This window comes from Niveispirillum sp. CC-CTL257 (assembly GCF_059489915.1).
In genome coordinates this window covers 2,025,384-2,042,163 of the sequence record NZ_JCAJXE010000001.1, presented here as the reverse complement: position 1 = coordinate 2,042,163, position 16,780 = coordinate 2,025,384, and the positions used below count along the sequence as shown (strand labels likewise).

The window sequence follows — 16,780 nt, the reverse complement described above, 5'->3', positions numbered from 1 at the left end:
CACGCGGAACTGACCCGGGATTTCCGTCGAGAATTGACCCACCTATGAGTTATGCGGCTTGGTTCATGATTGGGTCAAGGCATGTGGATTTCCCTTTCTCTTGCCGGATGCTGCGGCGGTGCTGGCCTTGAAACGAAAGCTGTCATTTCCGGTTTCGACGATGTGGCAGCGGTGCGTCAGGCGGTCGAGCAAGGCTGTGGTCATTTTGGCATCGCCAAAGACGGTGGCCCATTCGCTGAAACTGAGGTTGGTGGTTATGATGACGCTGGTCCGCTCATAGAGTTTGCTGAGCAGGTGGAATAGCAACGCGCCGCCAGATGCGCTGAACGGCAGGTACCCGAGTTGGTCCAGGATCACGAGATCCAGACGTGTCATGGCCTCGGCCAGCTGTCCGGCCTTTCCCTTGGCCTTCTCCTGCTCGAGAGCGTTGACGAGTTCAATGGTCGATATGAACCGGACCTTACGACGATGATGTTCGATGGCCTGAATGGCGATAGCCGTTGCGACGTGGGTTTTTCCGGTACCGGGGCCACCGATCAACACGACATTCTGCGCGCCGTCGATGAACGCGCAGCTGTGGAGTTGGCGCACCGTGGCTTCGTTGATCTCACTGGCGTGGAAATCGAAACCTGCCAGATCCTTGTAGGCTGGGAACCGTGCGGCTTTCATGTGGTAGGCGATGGAACGCACCTCCCGTTCTGCCATCTCGGCCTTCAGCAGTTGCGTCAGGATGGGGATGGCGGCCTCAAAGGCGGGAGCACCTTGCTCAATCAGATCGGTGACGGCCTGCGCCATTCCATACATCTTGAGACTTCGCAGCATGATGACGATGGCAGCACTGGCGGGGTCATGACGCATGACGGCCTCCGGTGCTGCGGGCGCGCAGGTCGTCATAGCGTTCGACATTGGCCTTGGGTTCATGGCGCAGGAGCAGGGTCTGCGGTGTGCTGATGGTCGGCCCGTCGGTCGGCTTACCATCGATCAGGCGATGCAGGATGTTCAGGACATGGGTTTTGGTTGCCACGCCGTCGGACAGGGCCAGTTCGACGGCGGCCAGCACCGCCTGCTCGTCGTGCTGCAGGACCAGGGCCAGGATATCGACCATGTCGCGATCACCACCGGGACGCCGCAGCATCTGATCCTGCAATCGCCGGAACCCCGACGGCAGGTCCGCGAAGGGGGCACCATTGCGCAATGCGCCGGGCTTACGCTGGACCACCGCCAGATAATGGCGCCAGTCATAAATTGTCCGGGGCATTTGACGGGATCGGTCAATCCAGCGTTCATGCTGGCACAGGATATTGCCCTCGGCCGCGACAACAAGCCGGTCCGGGTAGACCCGCAGGCTGACGGGCCGGTTCGCGAACGAGGCCGGCACGCTGTAGCGGTTGCGCTCGAAGCTGATCAGGCAGGTTGGTGAGACGCGCTTGCTCTGCTCAATGAACCCGTCAAACGGGAGCGGCACGGGCATCAGCGCGGACCGTTCCTCTGCCCAGATATCGGCAAGGGTCCCGACGAGACGACCATGCGGAATCTCCTGCCACAGCTCCAGGCAGCGCTGCTCAAGCCAGACATTCAGCGCGGCCAGGTCGGGAAAATCCGGTGTCGGCTGCCACAGCCGTGGCCGTGCATCCTGCACATTTTTCTCGACCTGCCCTTTCTCCCAGCCCGACGCCGGGTTGCAGAACGACGGCTCGAAGACATAGTGGTTGGCCATGGCCAGAAAGCGCAAATTGATCTGGCGCTCCTTGCCACGCCCGACGCGGTCCACCGCCGTGCGCATGTTGTCGTAGATGCCGCGCCCTGGCACGCCGCCGAAGACGCGGAAGCCATGCCAATGGGCGTCGAACAGCATTTCATGGGTTTGCAGTAGATAGGCGCGGACCAGGAACGCCCGGCTGTACGCCAGTTTGATATGCGCGACCTGCAATTTGGTACGATGACCGCCCAGCATGGCATAATCCTCGCTCCAGTCGAACTGGAAGGCCTCGCCGGGGCGAAAACTCAGCGGAACGAAAACGCCGCGCCCGGTCGTCTGCTGCTCGCGTTGCCGCTCCGCGCGCCATTCACGGGCAAAGGCCGCAACCCGGTTATAAGAACCGGTGAACCCCAGCGCGACCAGATCGGCGTGCATATGTTTCAAGGTTCGGCGCTGCTTGCGCGATGTGGAAGCCTCGGCCTTGAGCCAGCCTGCCAACTTGTCGGCGAACGGGTCCAGCTTGCTGGGTCGCTCCGGCACTGAGAACTTCGGTTCGATCGTCCCGGCGTTCAAATACTTCTTGATGGTATTCCGCGACAGACTGGTCCGGCGCGCGATCTCCCGGATCGCCACCTTCTCACGCAAGGCCAAACGGCGGATGACATTCAAAAGTCCCATGTGGATCACTCCTGTGCCCCCCGTCGCTCAATGCGCCGGGGGAAGGGTCACATGGGTCATTTCTCAATGGAAATAAGCCGCCATCCCGGGTCAGTTCCGCGTGGAAATCAACAGCGCATCACCAACGATGAAGCCGTATCCGGGTGCATGGGGTTGACAGTGGTCCGGGCGCGGCGGAAGGCCAAAACCCCGGCCAGGCAGATCAGGATCCCCAGGCAACCGAGCGCCGCGCACAGCCAGACCTGCCAAGGGTCGGTGGGGCGTGGCAGGTCTGTTATCGGTGGCAGCAACCACATCGCCAGCGCGGCGAGAAGGACCAGAGCCAAGGGCGGTACCTTCAGGGAAAGGGTTGGCCAGGGATGCGGCTGTGGCTGTCGGTTGTCTTCCATGATGTTTCCTCCTGTCAGGCTCGGCAGCGGTTCGTCCGCGCGAATGATCAGGTATGAGCCTAAAGCCTGTAGTTCCTACAGGGACAAGACTGAATCTTCCGCATCCTGATGAAATTGCCGCGGCCATATGCGCTGGACCGGCGGAACCGGAAGGGCGCTGGCGGCGACCGTGCCGGCAAACCGCCAGCGCCTTGTCCCTACATTCCGGGTTTCGGCTGCGAGGGCGATACCGGCGCGCACTCGCCTCGACGCCAACGGATGCTGTGCCATTTATGGCCGGTCGGGCGTGTGCCTACCTGCATCTGGCGTTGTCCGCTTTCACAGGAGCTGTCGGTAACTGTACGCGCCGGCGTGTCGGGGCCGGACGAGCATCCGGCCAGGAACATCGCGGCAAGCACGATGGTCGTCATGGTCTTCATGGTTTTTCCCCTATCGGGTTCGGGAACGTGGCATGCAGCCGGTTGCCGGCGGCAGTCGCGGCGCGTGGACGCGGTAGGTACGGCAAGCCGTGTCCGGCATGCCGCGCGGATGGACGGCTTCTCGGCCTGGGCCTCAGGCTGTCCTTGGCGGGCGGTCTATGCGGATGCTGTTCTCTGGCAGTGTGAACCGCGCCGGCACCGCTCCCCCGCCGCCGATTGGCGGGAGGGAAACCAAGGCTGCCTGCGCCGGCAGCACGATGAGGAGATGGTGGCCGCCATCATGGCAGCGGTGCAGGCACACCCCATTCTCCTCGGCAGCGTGTTCCGGGGAATGCCGCGCGCCAGCCCCATCCTCATCGCGGTCATGGAACGCAGACGCCTCGACGGCAGGCCCGCCGACATCGAACGCCATTGCCGCCGCCGCATGGACGACGGTGAAGACGAGCATCAGGGACAGGATGGCGCAAACGATGCGGCGCATTGCTCTGGAGGCCCCAATGAGGGATCGACGCGACCCGCAAAGCCTATGCCCGGAAACGGACGGGAAGCAATCGCATTCCGCATCCTATCCGATTACGCAAAATACAGGCTTGCAAGAGCCGGGACCTGCACCTATTTTCTGGTCCATGCGTTTCCTGACCGTCCTGCTGCTTCTCGCGGCATTCCTGTTCAATGCCCCAGGCATCCATGCCGCGGACATCGGGAACTGTGACGTCCAGACGGTGGCTGCCGAAAGCAGCCACCCGGCCGGCAAGGCGCATGTCGACTACCATCATGGTTGCAGCCACATGCATGTGGCTGATCGGGCACGCGCGACCCGCGTTGCCGAGCCTGTGGTGTGGGAGCAGACCCGCTACGCGATGGACCCTGCACTTCCGCCGGCCAGTGCCGATCCGACCCTGCCTGACGAACCACCGCGCGCCTGACAAGCCGAATTCCGTCTGGGTGATGACCCCTTGGGTCCGCCCGCCATTCGCTTGTCCGCACGCGGAGCATCCATGCGCACGCACGTCGCAGCCGCCTTGGCGATGGTTTTCGCCTGGGCGCCGACGGCCGGGGCACAACAGTCCCAAGCCGCCGAACCCTCCACACTTTCCCCCTCATCCCCATCCGTCCTGACGCCGGAAACGGCCATCGCCCGCGCTCTGGAGGTGGCGCCGCGCACCGCTGCGGCCGCCGCACGCCTGCGGGCCGCCGGCGGGGCGGTCGACCAGGCCGACGTCCTGCCCAACCCCGAAATCTCGGTCGAGTTCGAGAATTTCAAGGGCAGCGGCCCCTATCGCGGCTATGGGAATACGGAAACCACCTACAGCCTGTCCCAGACGATCGAGCTGGGCGGCAAGCGCGGGGCTCGAGTTGGCTCGGCCCGGGCCGCCCGGTCCACCGCCGGCTTCGACCTGGCGGCTGCGAAGCTGGACCTGGTCCGAGACGTGCGCCAGGCTTTCACCGAGGCGGTCGCCGCTGATGCCGCCGTGACCCTGGCCGACGAGCAGTTGCGGTTGGCCGGGGAGGTGGAGCGGTCCACCCAGGCGCGGCTGGAGGCCGGCCGCGAAGCACCGATCCAACTCGGCCGTGCCGAGATCGCGCGGCGCCAAGCTCAGTTGGAACTGGAGCAGGCCAAGCGCCGGGCCGGGGCGGCCCGTCAGGTCCTGGCCGGACTTACCGGCATCGGCCAGGCCGGTCTCCAGCTGGAAGAGGACTGGTTCCGACGGCTCGACGCGACGGCTGCTGAAACGGCGGCGGAGTCCACGGAGCTGCTGCGCCGGCAGTCCGAACTGCGGCGCAGCCGCGCCGAGCTTGATGTGGAACGGTCCAAGGCCATTCCCGATGTGACGGTGTCCGGTGGCTTTCGCCGGTTCCGGGAGGGCCGTGACAATGCCTTCCTAGTCGGCGTCTCCGTTCCCATCCCGCTGTTCGACCAGAACCGCGGCGCCATCGAACGGGCGCGCGCCGAAGTGGTTGCCGCCGAGGCGGACCTGGCGGCCGAGCGCATCGACCAGGAGCGGCGCGTGACCGTCGCCCGCGCCAACCTGGACGCGTCGCGCGATACGGCTGCAGCCTTGCAGGAAAAGATCATTCCCACCGCCGAGCAGGCTTTCGCCGCCGCGCAGGAGGGTTATCGGCAAGGCAAGTTCTCATACCTGGAAATGCTTGAGGCGCAGCGCACGCTGTTTGATACGCGGCGCAACCTCATCGACACGCTCCAGGGCTTCCACAATGCGCGGGCCGAGCTTGAACGCCTGACCGCGACCGCCGAGGGCGGAGAGGTGACACCATGAACAAGAAGAACATCCTGATCGGCGTCTCGGTCCTGGCCCTGGCTGTCGCCGGCATCGGCTATTGGACCTTCAGCGGCAACGGCAAGCCCACCGCCCAACTGGCATCCGGCAAGGACGGCCATGGCGGCGAGGGCGAGGAAGGGCATGAGGATGAGGAAGGCGCCATCCACCTCACGGCCGAACAGATCAAAAAAGCCAACATCAAGGTCGTGGCCGCCGGTCCGGCCGAGGTTTCCCGGGAAATCCAGGTGATGGGCACCGTCGTGGCGGACGCCGATCGCATGACCCATGTCACGACACGGGTTCCCGGTGTCGTCATAGAGGTGCGCAAGCGCCTGGGCGAGCCGGTGACGGCAGGCGAGGTGCTGGCCGTCCTGGACAGCCGCGAGTTGGCCGACGCCAAGGCCGAATACATGTCCGCCCAGCGGCAGGAGGCGCTGGCCGCCACGACGCTGCGGCGTGAGGAAGACCTTTGGCGCAAGAAGGTGTCGGCGGAGCAGGATTATCTCGACGCCCGCACCAATGCTGAGACCAGCCGCATCACCCTGGACGCCACCCGCCAGCGCCTTGGTACGCTGGGCCTCACATCGGCGGAAATCGCGGACCTGTCGCGGCAAGGCGTTTCCAGCCTGAGCCGCCTGGAGGTTCGCGCCCCCATCGCCGGCCGCATCACCCGGCGCGAGCTGGTGCGCGGCGAATTGGCGGCGGCGGAGAAGGAAATCTTCACCATCGCCGACCTGTCCAAGGTCTGGGTGGAACTGCCGGTCTACGCAGCCGACTTGGCGCAGGTGCGCGAGGGGCAGTCTGTCACGCTGAAGGGCCAGGACGGCCGGACGGCACAGGGCACGGTCATCGCGGCCGGTGCCACGCTGGAGACACAGACGGGGGCGGCCCGCGTGGTGGCGGCCCTGGACAATGCCGAAGGGCAGTGGCGTCCAGGTGATTTCGGTACCGGCACCATCGTCGCCGGCGGGGAAAAGGCGGACGTCGCCGTTCCGGCATCGGCGCTGCAGACCCTGAACGGCGAGAATGTCGTCTTCGTGCGCAACGAGGAGGGGTTCCAGGCACGGGCCGTTGAAATCGGCCGCCGCAACAGTGCCGCCGCCGAGATCACCTTCGGCCTGTTCCCCGGCGACCAGGTGGCGACGGGCAACACCTTCCTGCTGAAATCGGAAGCGTCGCGCGGCGCTGCCGAACATTCCCACGCGCATTGAGGAGCGGCGGCATGATCGAACGCGTCCTCAATTTCGCCATCCAGCGCCGCTTCCTTGTGGTGCTGCTCGTGGCGGTCGCCGCCGCCTTCGGCGTGCAGTCGCTTCTGCGACTGCCCATCGACGCGGTCCCCGACATCACCAACAACCAGATTCAGATCACCACCCTTGCCCCGGCCCTGTCGCCGTTCGAGATCGAGCAGCAGGTGACATATCCGGTGGAGACGGCCCTGGCCGGCATCGCCGGGCTGGAAAACACCCGTTCCATCTCCGTCAACGGCCTGTCGCAGGTGACGGCCATCTTCGGTGAGAAGGTGGACATCTATTTCGCCCGCCAGCAGGTGGGCGAGCGTCTGACCGAGGCCAAGGAGCAGTTGCCGCCGGGGTTGACACCCACGATGGGCCCGATCTCCACGGGTCTGGGCGAGATTTACATGTGGACGGTGGAGTATGCGCCGTTCGCCAAGGAGAAAGCCCAGGCCGGCAAGCCCGGCTGGCAGCCCGACGGCGCCTACCTGACCCCGGAGGGCGAGAAGCTGACGTCCGAGGCTGAGCGGGCGACATATCTGCGAACCGTTCAGGACTGGATCGTCTCCCCGCAGATGAAGGGCGTGGCAGGCGTTGCCGGCATCGACACGATCGGCGGCTTTGTCCGCCAGTACCATGTCATGCCGGATCCGGCCCGGCTCATCTCCTTCGGGCTGACCTTCGCCGAACTGGGCGAGGCGTTGGAGCGCGCCAATCAGAGTCTGGGCGCCGGGCAGCTTGAGCGCAATGGCGAGCTGTTCATCGTCCGTTCCGACGGGCGCATCTCCACGGCGGTACAGATCGCCGAGGTCGTCGTTACCACACGCGGCGGCGTGCCTGTCCGCCTTGGCGATGTCGCCACGGTCCAGACGGGGCAGGAAGTGCGCACCGGTTCAGCCAGCGAGAATGGTCGCGAGGTGGTGGTCGGCACGGCCCTGATGCTGATCGGCCAGAACAGCCGGACGGTGGCGGCGGCCGTGGATACCAAGCTGCAGGAGATCCGCCGCTCCCTGCCGGCCGACATCGTCGCCAAGACGGTGCTGGACCGCACTGACCTGGTGAATTCCACCATCAAGACCGTGGCCAAGAACCTGACGGAGGGGGCGCTGCTGGTCATCGCGGTGCTGTTCCTGTTGCTGGGCAACATCCGCGCGGCCCTGATCACGGCGCTCGTCATCCCTGTCACCATGCTGATGACGGCGACGGGGATGCTGGAGGCCGGTGTCAGCGCCAACCTGATGAGCTTGGGCGCACTTGATTTCGGCCTGATCGTCGATGGTGCCGTCATCATCGCGGAGAACTGTCTGCGAAGGCTCGGGGAGCGGCAGCATCATCTGGGCCGCGTCCTGACCCTGAAAGAGCGTCTGGCCGAGGTGGGCGTCGCCGCCAAGGAGATGATCCAGCCGTCGGTCTATGGGCAAGCCATCATCATCGTCGTCTATCTGCCGCTGCTGACCTTCACGGGCGTGGAAGGCAAGATGTTCCAGCCGATGGCGCTCACCGTCATCATCGCGCTCGTCGCCGCCTTCGTCCTGTCGCTGACCCTGGTTCCGGCGCTGATCGCCATCTTCGTGTCGGGCAAGGTGGAGGAGAAGGAGAACGCCATCATCCGCAAAGCCGGGGAGACCTACCGGCCGCTGTTGGAAAAGGCGTTGAAGGCGCCGATGCGCATGGCCGCACTGGCCGCCCTGCTATTTGCCGGCAGCCTGGTGCTGTTCACTCAGCTGGGCCAGGAATTCATCCCGCAGCTGGATGAGGGCGACGTCGCCCTGAACGCCTTCCGCATCCCCAGCACCAACCTGGCCCAGGCGACGGGCCAGCAATTGGAGATCGAGAAGGCCGTGACCGCGTTCCCGGAAGTGGCCTTCGCCTTTTCCAAGACCGGCACGGCCGAGATCGGAACGGACGTCATGCCGCCCGGCATCTCGCACATGTTCGTGATGCTGAAGCCGCGTGACCAATGGCCGAACCCCGGCCTGTCAAAAGCGGAACTGGTCCAGCGGCTGGAGAAGGCTGTGGGATCATTGCCCGGCCAGGTGTACGAGGTCAGCCAGCCCATCCAGTTGCGCTTCAACGAACTGCTGGCCGGCGTGCGCGGCGACGTCGCCATCAAGGTGTTCGGTGACGATTTCGACACGCTGCTGGCCACGGCCAACCAGATCGCCGGTGTGGTCCGGGGCATCGATGGTGCGGCCGACGTGCGGGTGGAACAGGTGTCCGGCGCTTCCTTCATGAATGTGGAGGTCGACCGGGCGCGCGCGGCGCGCTTCGGCCTGTCCGTGGCCGACGTGCAGGAGGTGGTGGCCATGGCCATCGGCGGCCGCGAGGCCGGCATGGTCTATCAGGGCGACCGCCGCTTCGACATTGTCACCCGCCTGCCGGATGCATTGCGCAACGATCCGGTGGCGCTGGCCTCCATCCCGATTCCGCTGTCGGGCGAGGTCGCCGGGGACGAGGGCGGGCCGGCCATGCGGACGGTGCCGCTGGGCGAGGTGGCCCGCTTCAACTTCACGGAGGGACCGAACCAGATCAGCCGCGAGAACGGCAAGCGCCGCATCGTGGTGCAGGCCAATGTTCGCGGCCGCGACATCGGCTCCTTTGTCCTGGACGCGCAGTCCAAGATAGCCGGTCAGGTCCAGGTGCCCGCTGGCTACTGGGTCAATTGGGGCGGGCAGTTCGAGAACCTGATCGCGGCGCGCGAGCGTCTGTCGATCGTGGTGCCGGCCTGCTTCGCCCTGATCTTCCTGCTGCTTTACAGCGCTCTCGGGTCGGCGCGGGACGCGGCTCTGGTGTTCAGCGGCGTGCCGCTGGCGCTGACCGGCGGCATCCTGGCCCTTTTCCTGCGCGGCATGCCGTTCTCCATCTCCGCCGCCGTGGGGATGATCGCGCTGTCGGGCATCGCCGTGCTGAACGGGCTGGTCATGCTCTCCTACATCCGCCAACTCCGCCTGGGCGGGAAAAGCCTGGAGGATGCGGTGCGGGAAGGGGCGCAGACCCGACTGCGTCCCGTGCTGATGACGGCTCTGGTGGCCAGCCTGGGCTTCGTACCCATGGCCTTGTCCACCAGCGTGGGTGCGGAGGTGCAGAGGCCCATCGCCACCGTCGTCATCGGCGGCCTGATCACCGCCACGCTGCTGACCCTGCTGGTCCTGCCTGCCCTTTACCGCCGCTTCGCCGGACCGGTCGTGAGCGGGGAGGCGGAGGACGAGCCCGTGCCGACGGCACCGGGTCCGCACCCCACCGCCTGACATTTTCCGATCCTAATCGACGACAGCCCCGGTTGCCTGCGGGCGCCGGGGCCCCAACCCTGAAGGAGACATACCATGTTGAAGCCGTTTCTGATCGCCGCCAGCCTCTGCCTGCTGCCCGCCGCTGCCATGGCGCAGGACAGCCATGGCCACGACCACACCGCCAAGGGGCCGCATGGCGGCATCGTCAAGGAAGTGGGCGGGCAGGACGCCGAACTGGTCGTGGGCGACGGCACCGTCACCCTCTACCTGCTCGATGGCAAGACGGGTGCCCTGGCACCGGTCGACGGTGCCCAGGCCAGCGTCCTGTTCACGCAAGGCGCTGCCCGCAAGGGAACCCTCGTCCTCCAGGCGGCCGGTGACAAGCTGGAAGCCAAGGGTGCGGTGCCGGAAGGGGCCGACATTGTCGTCAGCCTGCGCACCAAGTCCGGCAAGAGCGGCCAGGCCAAGTTCGAGCTGGGCGGTCACGGCCATTGAGGGTCGGGAAGCCGGCGGCGCGGCCAACGCTGCCGGCTTTCCCATTTGGGGAGCATGTCCGATGGGGCGTCGTATCAGGCCCTCGCGGAGGGAGATTGCCAGGGGCTCCAGTCTGATCGGCGGGCGGCAGGCACGTCCGGCTGCGGTGGAGAAAGCCATGCTCCGGCGGAAGCGGACGAAGCGCCTCCGTCATGATGGCGTGGCGCTGGCCATCATGGGCGCGCTTCTCCTGTTGGGACTGGCCCTGGACCATCTGGTAAGCGGTTGAATCCGAAGACGCGCCGCCAAAGCCGGCGAGGAGAGCATCATGCAGGAACAATCGCACGAATGTGACGGGCACGAAGCCGGCGCGCATGACCACAAGCCCGGCGGCGACCATGAGCATGACCATGGCGGCATCTTTGGCTCCCGCACGGAACTGGTCTTCTCGCTCCTGTGCGGCGCCGCCCTCGGCCTGGGCGTCCTTCTCGAATATGCGATGCCTGGGGCGCCCGGCTGGATCAGCCTCGCCCTGTTCATCGCGGCCTATGTCTTCGGTGGCTGGTTCACGGGGCGGGAGGCGCTGGAGAACCTGTGGAACAAGCGTTTCGAGATCGACACGCTGATGCTGGTGGCCGCCGCCGGCGCCGCGGCGCTGGGGGCCTGGGCGGAGGGCGCGCTGCTGCTGTTCCTGTTCAGCCTGGGCCATGCGCTGGAACATTACGCCATGGGCCGCGCCAAGCGCGCCATGGAGGCGCTGGCGGCACTGGCCCCGCGTACGGCCATGGTCCGCCGGGACGGGGAAGTGATCGAACTGCCGGTGGAGGAACTGGCCATCGGTGACATCGTCATCGTCAAGCCCGACACCCGCCTGCCGGCCGACGGTTTCGTCATCGCCGGCACCAGCAGCGTCAACCAGGCCCCCGTGACAGGGGAGAGCATACCCGTTGACAAGCAGCCGGTGGCCGATCCGGCCGAGGCCCGCGTCAATCTGGACAGGCTGACGGCAGCCACCCGCGTCTTCGCCGGCACGGTCAACGGCGGCGGCTCGCTGGAGGTGGAGGTCACCAAGCGCGCCGACGACAGCACCCTGGCCCGCTTGGTCCGGCTGGTCAGCGAGGCGGAAAGCCAGAAATCACCGACCCAGCGCCTGACCGACACGTTCGAGCGCTTCTTCGTGCCGGCGGTGCTGGGGCTGGCCGTGTTGCTGCTGTTCGCCTGGGTCGTGGTGGACGAGCCGTTCCGCGACAGTTTCTACCGCGCCATGGCGGTGCTGGTGGCGGCCAGCCCCTGCGCACTGGCCATCGCCACGCCCAGCGCCGTGCTGTCCGGCGTGGCCCGCGCCGCGCGGGGCGGGGTGCTGGTCAAGGGCGGAGGGCCGCTGGAGACCCTGGGTTCGGTCACCGCCATCGCCTTCGACAAGACCGGCACCCTGACCGAGGGACGCCCCCGCATCACGGATGTGATCACGGCCGAGGGCGTGGCGGAAGCCGACCTGCTGGCCGTGGCCGTCGCCGTGGAGAGCCTCAGCGACCATCCCCTCGCCCGTGCCATCGTGCGCGATGGCAAGGAACGGCTGGCGGGGCGGCCGGTGGCTGCGGCCGGCAGCCTGGACAGCCTGACCGGACGCGGGGTCAGCGCCATGCTCGACGGCGAGAAGGTGCTGATCGGCAAGGCGGAGATGTTCGGCAATGACGGTATCGCCCCGCTTTCCGCCGCCATGGCGACGGCGGTGGAGGATCTGCGGGAGAAGGGCCGCACCACCATGGTGGTGCGGCGTGGCGATCGCGACCTGGGCGTCGTCGGCCTGATGGACACGCCCCGCAAGGCGGCGGTCGACACGATGCGCCGGCTGCGGGCGCTGGGCGTGCAGCGCATGGTCATGATCTCCGGCGACAACCAGCGCGTGGCCACCGCCGTCGCGGCGGAAGTGGGGCTGAGCGAGGCGCGGGGCGACCTGATGCCGGAGGACAAGGTGGCAACCATCCGGGCGCTGAAGGCCGAACAGCCGGTGGCCATGGTGGGCGACGGCGTGAACGACGCCCCCGCCATGGCCAGCGCTTCGGTGGGCGTGGCCATGGGGGCGGCTGGGTCGGACGTGGCGCTGGAGACGGCCGACGTGGCCCTGATGGCCGACGACTTGTCGCACCTGCCCTTCGCCATCGGCCTCAGCCGACAGGCCCGCTCCATCATCCGTCAGAACGTCTTCGCCAGTCTGGGCGTGGTGGCCCTGCTGGTGCCGGCCACCATCCTGGGACTGGGCATCGGCCCCGCCGTCGCCATGCATGAGGGATCGACGCTGCTGGTCGTGTTCAACGCCTTGCGGCTGCTGGTTTACAGGGAGTGAGGAAGACCGCGCCGGACACGCCCACCGGGGCCGTCACCACCGCAACCACTTCCGGGTTCACCCTGGTGGAACCCGCTGGCGAACCTCAGCCCGGACTGTGGATCTCCACGGCCAGGCCGCCCACTTTCCAGTCTGGGAATCCGTCCTCCAGGCGTACTGCCCGGTATCCTTTTTCGCGCAGAACCGCGACGGCCTCGAACGACAGGACACAGTAAGGGCCGCGGCAATAGGCGACGATCTCCGTATCCTTCGGCAGCTCGTCCAGTCGGCTGGCCAGTTCGGCCAGCGGAATGTTGCGTGCGCCCGGCAGATGCCCGCGCTCGAATTCATCCTGGCGCCGCACGTCCAGCACGGTCACCAAGCCGTCGCCCATGCGGCTGAGCAATTCCTCGCGCGACACGGCTTCCATCTGGTCACGGGCATGGAAATAGTCCCGGATCACGCAGCCCACCTCTGCGACGTTGCGCTCCCCCACCTGGCCAAGCGCCCGCATGAGCCCGATGACCTCTCCGTCATTGGCAAGGCTGTAATGGATGTGCTTTCCGTTCCGTTCGGTCCCTACGAGGTTCGCGCGCCGCAGGATCTGGAGATGGCGGGATGTATTGGCGACGGACAGGTCCGACAAGCCCGCCAGTTCCTCCACCGAGCGGCGGCCCTGCGCCAGCAGATCCAGCAGTTCCAGCCGATTGGCGTGCCCGATGGCCTGGGCCACCTCCGCCAGCTTCTCGAAAATCTGGAATTTGGGTCCGGAGGTTGACAAGCTGACCTCGTCGATAGATCAATCTTGAAATTGATTGAATGATCGGTAGCATGGTTGCGACCACGGGGCAAGCATGCATGGACTTCCGGTGTCCGTCGCCGTCACCGGTTCCACGCCTCCGCGACGGCATGGACGAGGGCGAGCGAGGCGACGGCCCCATTTGCCTCGCCCTTCTCGAAATCCCCGGTCTGACCCATCTGGTTGGTGACGTGGGCAAAGCACAGCACGGGCTTGCCGCGGGCGCGGGAGAAGGCATATAGCGCGGCCGCCTCCATCTCGACGGCCAGGATGCCCTGCTCACGCGCCGCCTCGATGGCTTCTGCGGTTTCACGATAGGGTGCATCGGTGGTCCAGGTCGCTCCGCGTTCCACCGGCTCCCCCACGCGGGACAGCGCCTGCGCGACGGAAGCGATGAGTGCGGGGTCGGCCTCGGCATAGTCCGAGGCGGGCAGGTAGTGGTAGCTGGTGCCTTCGTCCCGGAGCGCCCGTTCGATGAGGATGAAATAGGGTGGGGGGCGAAGTGCCTTGATCTGCCCGGACGAGGTGATGCTGATCAGCAGGCGGCAGCCGGAAGCGAACATCTGCTCCGCCAGCAGCACCGCATAGGAAGCGCCCACGGCGCAGCCGACGACGCCGAACTCCCGTCCTTCCTGCTCGAAACTGTACATCTCGCTGTGATAGCAGGCCCACCCGGTGGTGCGTCTCGAACGGCCAGTGGCATGAAGATGCCGCACGATGTCCCCGTCCGGATCAAGGATGCAAACCTCCGGCACCACCATATCCGGCACGTCCTTCTGCCGGCGCGCCTCGCGCAGGAGGCTTTCCGGCGTGAAGGCGGAGGGCGCGTCATGCTGCTTTTCGCGCAGGATGGGTGGGAGGCTGCCGCCGATCGGGGACATCAGGACCTCGCAATGGGCTGGTGGCGGAAGATGCTGAACTGGAAGGACTGCGTGGAGCCCCAGGGCGTGGCATGCAGGTGCCGTTGCGTGCCTGTCAGCTGGAACGCGGGACCGAGCGTTTCGGCCAGGCTGTCGGCATCGTACCGGACCACCGGCAGGCCGCTGCAACGCTCCGGCCCGTCCGGGGCGAAGGTCGCGATGATGGCATGGCCGCCGGGTTTCAGGGCTTGGGAGAGACGGGCGATGTAAGCCTCGCGATCCGCGGCGGCGGTGAGGAAATGGAAGGCGGCCCGGTCGTGCCAAACCGCGTAGGTGCGATCCGGCTCCCACTTGGTGACGTCCGCCACGATCCATTGCACATGGTCGCCTGTGCTGTCGATCCGGGCCTTGGCGGCGGTCAAGGCCGACGATGACAGATCCAGCACCGTCGCATCCCGGTATCCGCGGTGAAGCAGCGCATCAATCAGGCGCGAAGCGCCGCCACCAATGTCGATAATGGCGTCCGGTGCCGCGGCGCAGCCTTCGATCAGGCCCAGCGAAGGTTCGGGACTATCCTGAAACCAGCTGACTTCCTGTTCGCCCTTCGTCTGGTAGGTGGATTGCCAATGCTCTTGGCGATCTTCCGGATGCATGGGGCTTCCTTCTCGGGACGGCCCTGGGGAAAGGGCGGCGGGCAGAGACTTGCGATCCCGCCTCTTAGCATGGGCCTGGAAGCTTTACATTAAATCATTCTGATGAATGTTATTTCGATGGTAAGCCATTGTAAGGCCGGCGGGCTCCTCCGCCCGCCGGCCAGCTCGTCACATCACACGCTTGAACTTGGTGTAGTCGCCGGTGGCGCGGACTGTGATGGTGACGTCCTTGTCACCACGGTTGCGCCAGAACCAGCCATGGTTGCCATCGAAGGCAGCGACGATCTCGCCTTCATCGCTGGCGGCACCACGGCCCTTCTCATAGGAATGGACCTTGTCGGGGGCGGCGAAGGATTCGCCATGGGTGTCGAAATTCACCACCCCGCCCTCGGCCTTCCAGGAAAATTGCAGCTTGGCACCCTGCTTCATCTCCACCTTGACCTCGGCACCCTTGCCGGGGGCCAGCGTCAGGGTCATCTCGTTGCCATGCTCCTCCTCACCATGCACATGGTCGCCGTGGGCCAGGACGGTGACGGGCAGCAGGCACAGGCCGGCGGCGATCAGAAACGGCTTCAGCATCGGTTTATTCCTTCATATTCCTGGGGACGCGCCGGGCCCGCAGGCATGCCGGCGCGTCGGGTTGTATCGGGGTCGTTGTTCGCGGATCACGGCGCGGAAGCGGGCCGGGGGGCAGCCTGCTCCCGGTCGGCCTTGGCGTCGGCTTCGGCCTCTGCGGCCAGTTCGGACTTGATCTCGCCCATCTCCGTCAGGCCCAGCAGCTTGCCGATGCCGGTGGGGTCGATGGCGTATTCCGACGGCAGCACCACGGTGACCAGCAGGATGGAGGCGGTGACCAGGGCGATGGCGGTGGAGCGCAGGAGCTGACCGGAGGTCGGCAGGTCCGCCTGGGTGGGGATGTTGGTGTTGTACATGGTCTGGCTCCTTCTCAGGACGAGATGGTCCAGCCGGTCAGCTGATACCCGATCAGCATGAACCCGGCGGTCATCATCGCGACGTTGGCGGTGTAGGCATGGCGCCAGAAGCCGGCGGTGCGGCGCCAGTAGCCCATGACGATCAGGATGGCGCCCAAGGCCAGAAGCTGGCCGATCTCGACCCCGACATTGAAGGCCAGCAGGTTGGGGATCAGCCCATCCGGCGAGACGTCATATTCGCGGATCTTGGTAGCCAGCCCCAGTCCGTGGAACAGGCCGAAGACCAGCGTCGCCACCTTGGTGTTGGGCTGGAAGCCCAGCCAGCGCTGATAGGCGCCCAGATTGTCCAGCGCCTTGTAGACCACCGACAGGCCGATGATGGCGTCGATCAGGTAGCCGTTGACGTTGATGTCGAACAGGACACCCAGCAGCATCGTCGTGGAATGGCCCACGGCGAACAGGCTGACATAGAGGCCGATATGTTTCAGCCGGTAGAGGAAGAAGATCACCCCGAACAGGAACAGGATGTGATCGTAGCCGGTCACCATGTGCTTGGCGCCGAGATAGAGGAAGGGCAGGAGATGCACGCCCGTGATCTCCTGGATATAGCCCTTGTCGCCCTGCGTGACGGCATGGGCCAGCGCATCTCTGTTGCCGAAGATCAGCGCCATGCCCAGCAACGCAAGCAACAGGGCGCGCGGCCGCAAGACGGCATCATGCCGTCCGGCCTTCAATGGAAGCCCGTTCATGGGTTGAGGTTCCGTTGTCTATGGATACAGGCGACCGCGCAGGGGGCGCGGCCAT

The 16,780-nt window shown here is 66.0% G+C and carries 16 protein-coding genes; 6 read left to right on the top strand and 10 right to left on the bottom strand.

Annotated elements, in window-relative coordinates:
* Positions 1-63 precede the first annotated feature (63 nt).
* The 4 genes from istB to ABC729_RS09480 all read right to left on the bottom strand — a co-directional run bounded on the left by istB (position 64) and on the right by ABC729_RS09480 (position 3,666).
* Complete coding sequence (gene istB / locus ABC729_RS09495) at positions 64-858, bottom strand: IS21-like element helper ATPase IstB (RefSeq protein ID WP_495607372.1); 795 nt, start codon at positions 856-858, stop codon at positions 64-66.
* Positions 848-2,377 (bottom strand): IS21 family transposase, encoded by a 1,530-nt coding sequence (istA, locus tag ABC729_RS09490; protein WP_495607371.1) that lies wholly within the window; start codon positions 2,375-2,377, stop codon positions 848-850. The genes istB and istA overlap by 11 nt, the downstream gene beginning before the upstream one ends.
* 107 nt (positions 2,378-2,484) lie before the next feature.
* Positions 2,485-2,766: a hypothetical protein gene (locus ABC729_RS09485; RefSeq protein ID WP_488964043.1), complete on the bottom strand. Its 282-nt coding sequence runs from the start codon at positions 2,764-2,766 to the stop codon at positions 2,485-2,487.
* Positions 2,767-3,318: 552 nt separating this feature from the next.
* Positions 3,319-3,666 carry a hypothetical protein gene (locus ABC729_RS09480; protein WP_495607370.1) on the bottom strand — a complete coding sequence of 116 codons (348 nt, stop codon included), beginning with the start codon at positions 3,664-3,666 and terminating at the stop codon, positions 3,319-3,321.
* 145 nt (positions 3,667-3,811) lie between these two features.
* Here ABC729_RS09480 and ABC729_RS09475 point away from each other — a divergent pair, with 145 nt between their 5' ends.
* The 6 genes from ABC729_RS09475 (at position 3,812) to ABC729_RS09450 (ending at position 12,753) form a co-directional block, all read left to right on the top strand.
* Entirely contained in the window at positions 3,812-4,111 is a 300-nt protein-coding gene (locus ABC729_RS09475; RefSeq protein ID WP_488964045.1) for a hypothetical protein, read from the top strand.
* A 72-nt stretch (positions 4,112-4,183) separates the two neighbouring features.
* Positions 4,184-5,464: a TolC family protein gene (locus tag ABC729_RS09470; protein WP_488964046.1), complete on the top strand. Its 1,281-nt coding sequence runs from the start codon at positions 4,184-4,186 to the stop codon at positions 5,462-5,464.
* Positions 5,461-6,678, top strand: a complete 1,218-nt coding sequence (locus ABC729_RS09465) for an efflux RND transporter periplasmic adaptor subunit (protein ID WP_488964047.1) — start codon at positions 5,461-5,463, stop codon at positions 6,676-6,678. The genes ABC729_RS09470 and ABC729_RS09465 overlap by 4 nt, the downstream gene beginning before the upstream one ends.
* 11 nt (positions 6,679-6,689) lie before the next feature.
* Positions 6,690-9,950, top strand: a complete 3,261-nt coding sequence (locus tag ABC729_RS09460; protein WP_495607369.1) for an efflux RND transporter permease subunit — start codon at positions 6,690-6,692, stop codon at positions 9,948-9,950.
* Between the two features lie 75 nt (positions 9,951-10,025).
* Complete coding sequence (locus ABC729_RS09455) at positions 10,026-10,427, top strand: hypothetical protein (protein ID WP_488964049.1); 402 nt, start codon at positions 10,026-10,028, stop codon at positions 10,425-10,427.
* A gap of 307 nt (positions 10,428-10,734) precedes the next feature.
* Positions 10,735-12,753, top strand: coding sequence for a heavy metal translocating P-type ATPase (locus ABC729_RS09450; protein ID WP_495607368.1), 2,019 nt, complete (start codon positions 10,735-10,737; stop codon positions 12,751-12,753).
* A gap of 85 nt (positions 12,754-12,838) precedes the next feature.
* Here ABC729_RS09450 and ABC729_RS09445 read toward each other — a convergent pair whose 3' ends face one another.
* The 6 genes from ABC729_RS09445 to ABC729_RS09420 all read right to left on the bottom strand — a co-directional run bounded on the left by ABC729_RS09445 (position 12,839) and on the right by ABC729_RS09420 (position 16,725).
* Positions 12,839-13,513: an ArsR/SmtB family transcription factor gene (locus ABC729_RS09445; protein WP_495607367.1), complete on the bottom strand. Its 675-nt coding sequence runs from the start codon at positions 13,511-13,513 to the stop codon at positions 12,839-12,841.
* Between the two features lie 101 nt (positions 13,514-13,614).
* On the bottom strand, positions 13,615-14,412 hold the full coding sequence (locus ABC729_RS09440) for a nucleoside phosphorylase (RefSeq protein ID WP_495607366.1): 798 nt from the start codon (positions 14,410-14,412) through the stop codon (positions 13,615-13,617).
* A complete protein-coding gene (locus ABC729_RS09435; protein ID WP_495607365.1) occupies positions 14,412-15,044 on the bottom strand; it encodes a class I SAM-dependent methyltransferase in 633 nt (210 codons plus the stop codon). The genes ABC729_RS09440 and ABC729_RS09435 overlap by 1 nt, the downstream gene beginning before the upstream one ends.
* Before the next feature lie 168 nt (positions 15,045-15,212).
* Complete coding sequence (locus ABC729_RS09430) at positions 15,213-15,623, bottom strand: hypothetical protein (RefSeq protein ID WP_495607364.1); 411 nt, start codon at positions 15,621-15,623, stop codon at positions 15,213-15,215.
* Positions 15,624-15,709: 86 nt separating this feature from the next.
* Entirely contained in the window at positions 15,710-15,976 is a 267-nt protein-coding gene (locus ABC729_RS09425) for a hypothetical protein (protein ID WP_495607363.1), read from the bottom strand.
* A gap of 14 nt (positions 15,977-15,990) precedes the next feature.
* A complete protein-coding gene (locus ABC729_RS09420) occupies positions 15,991-16,725 on the bottom strand; it encodes a HupE/UreJ family protein (protein ID WP_495607362.1) in 735 nt (244 codons plus the stop codon).
* Positions 16,726-16,780 lie beyond the last annotated feature (55 nt).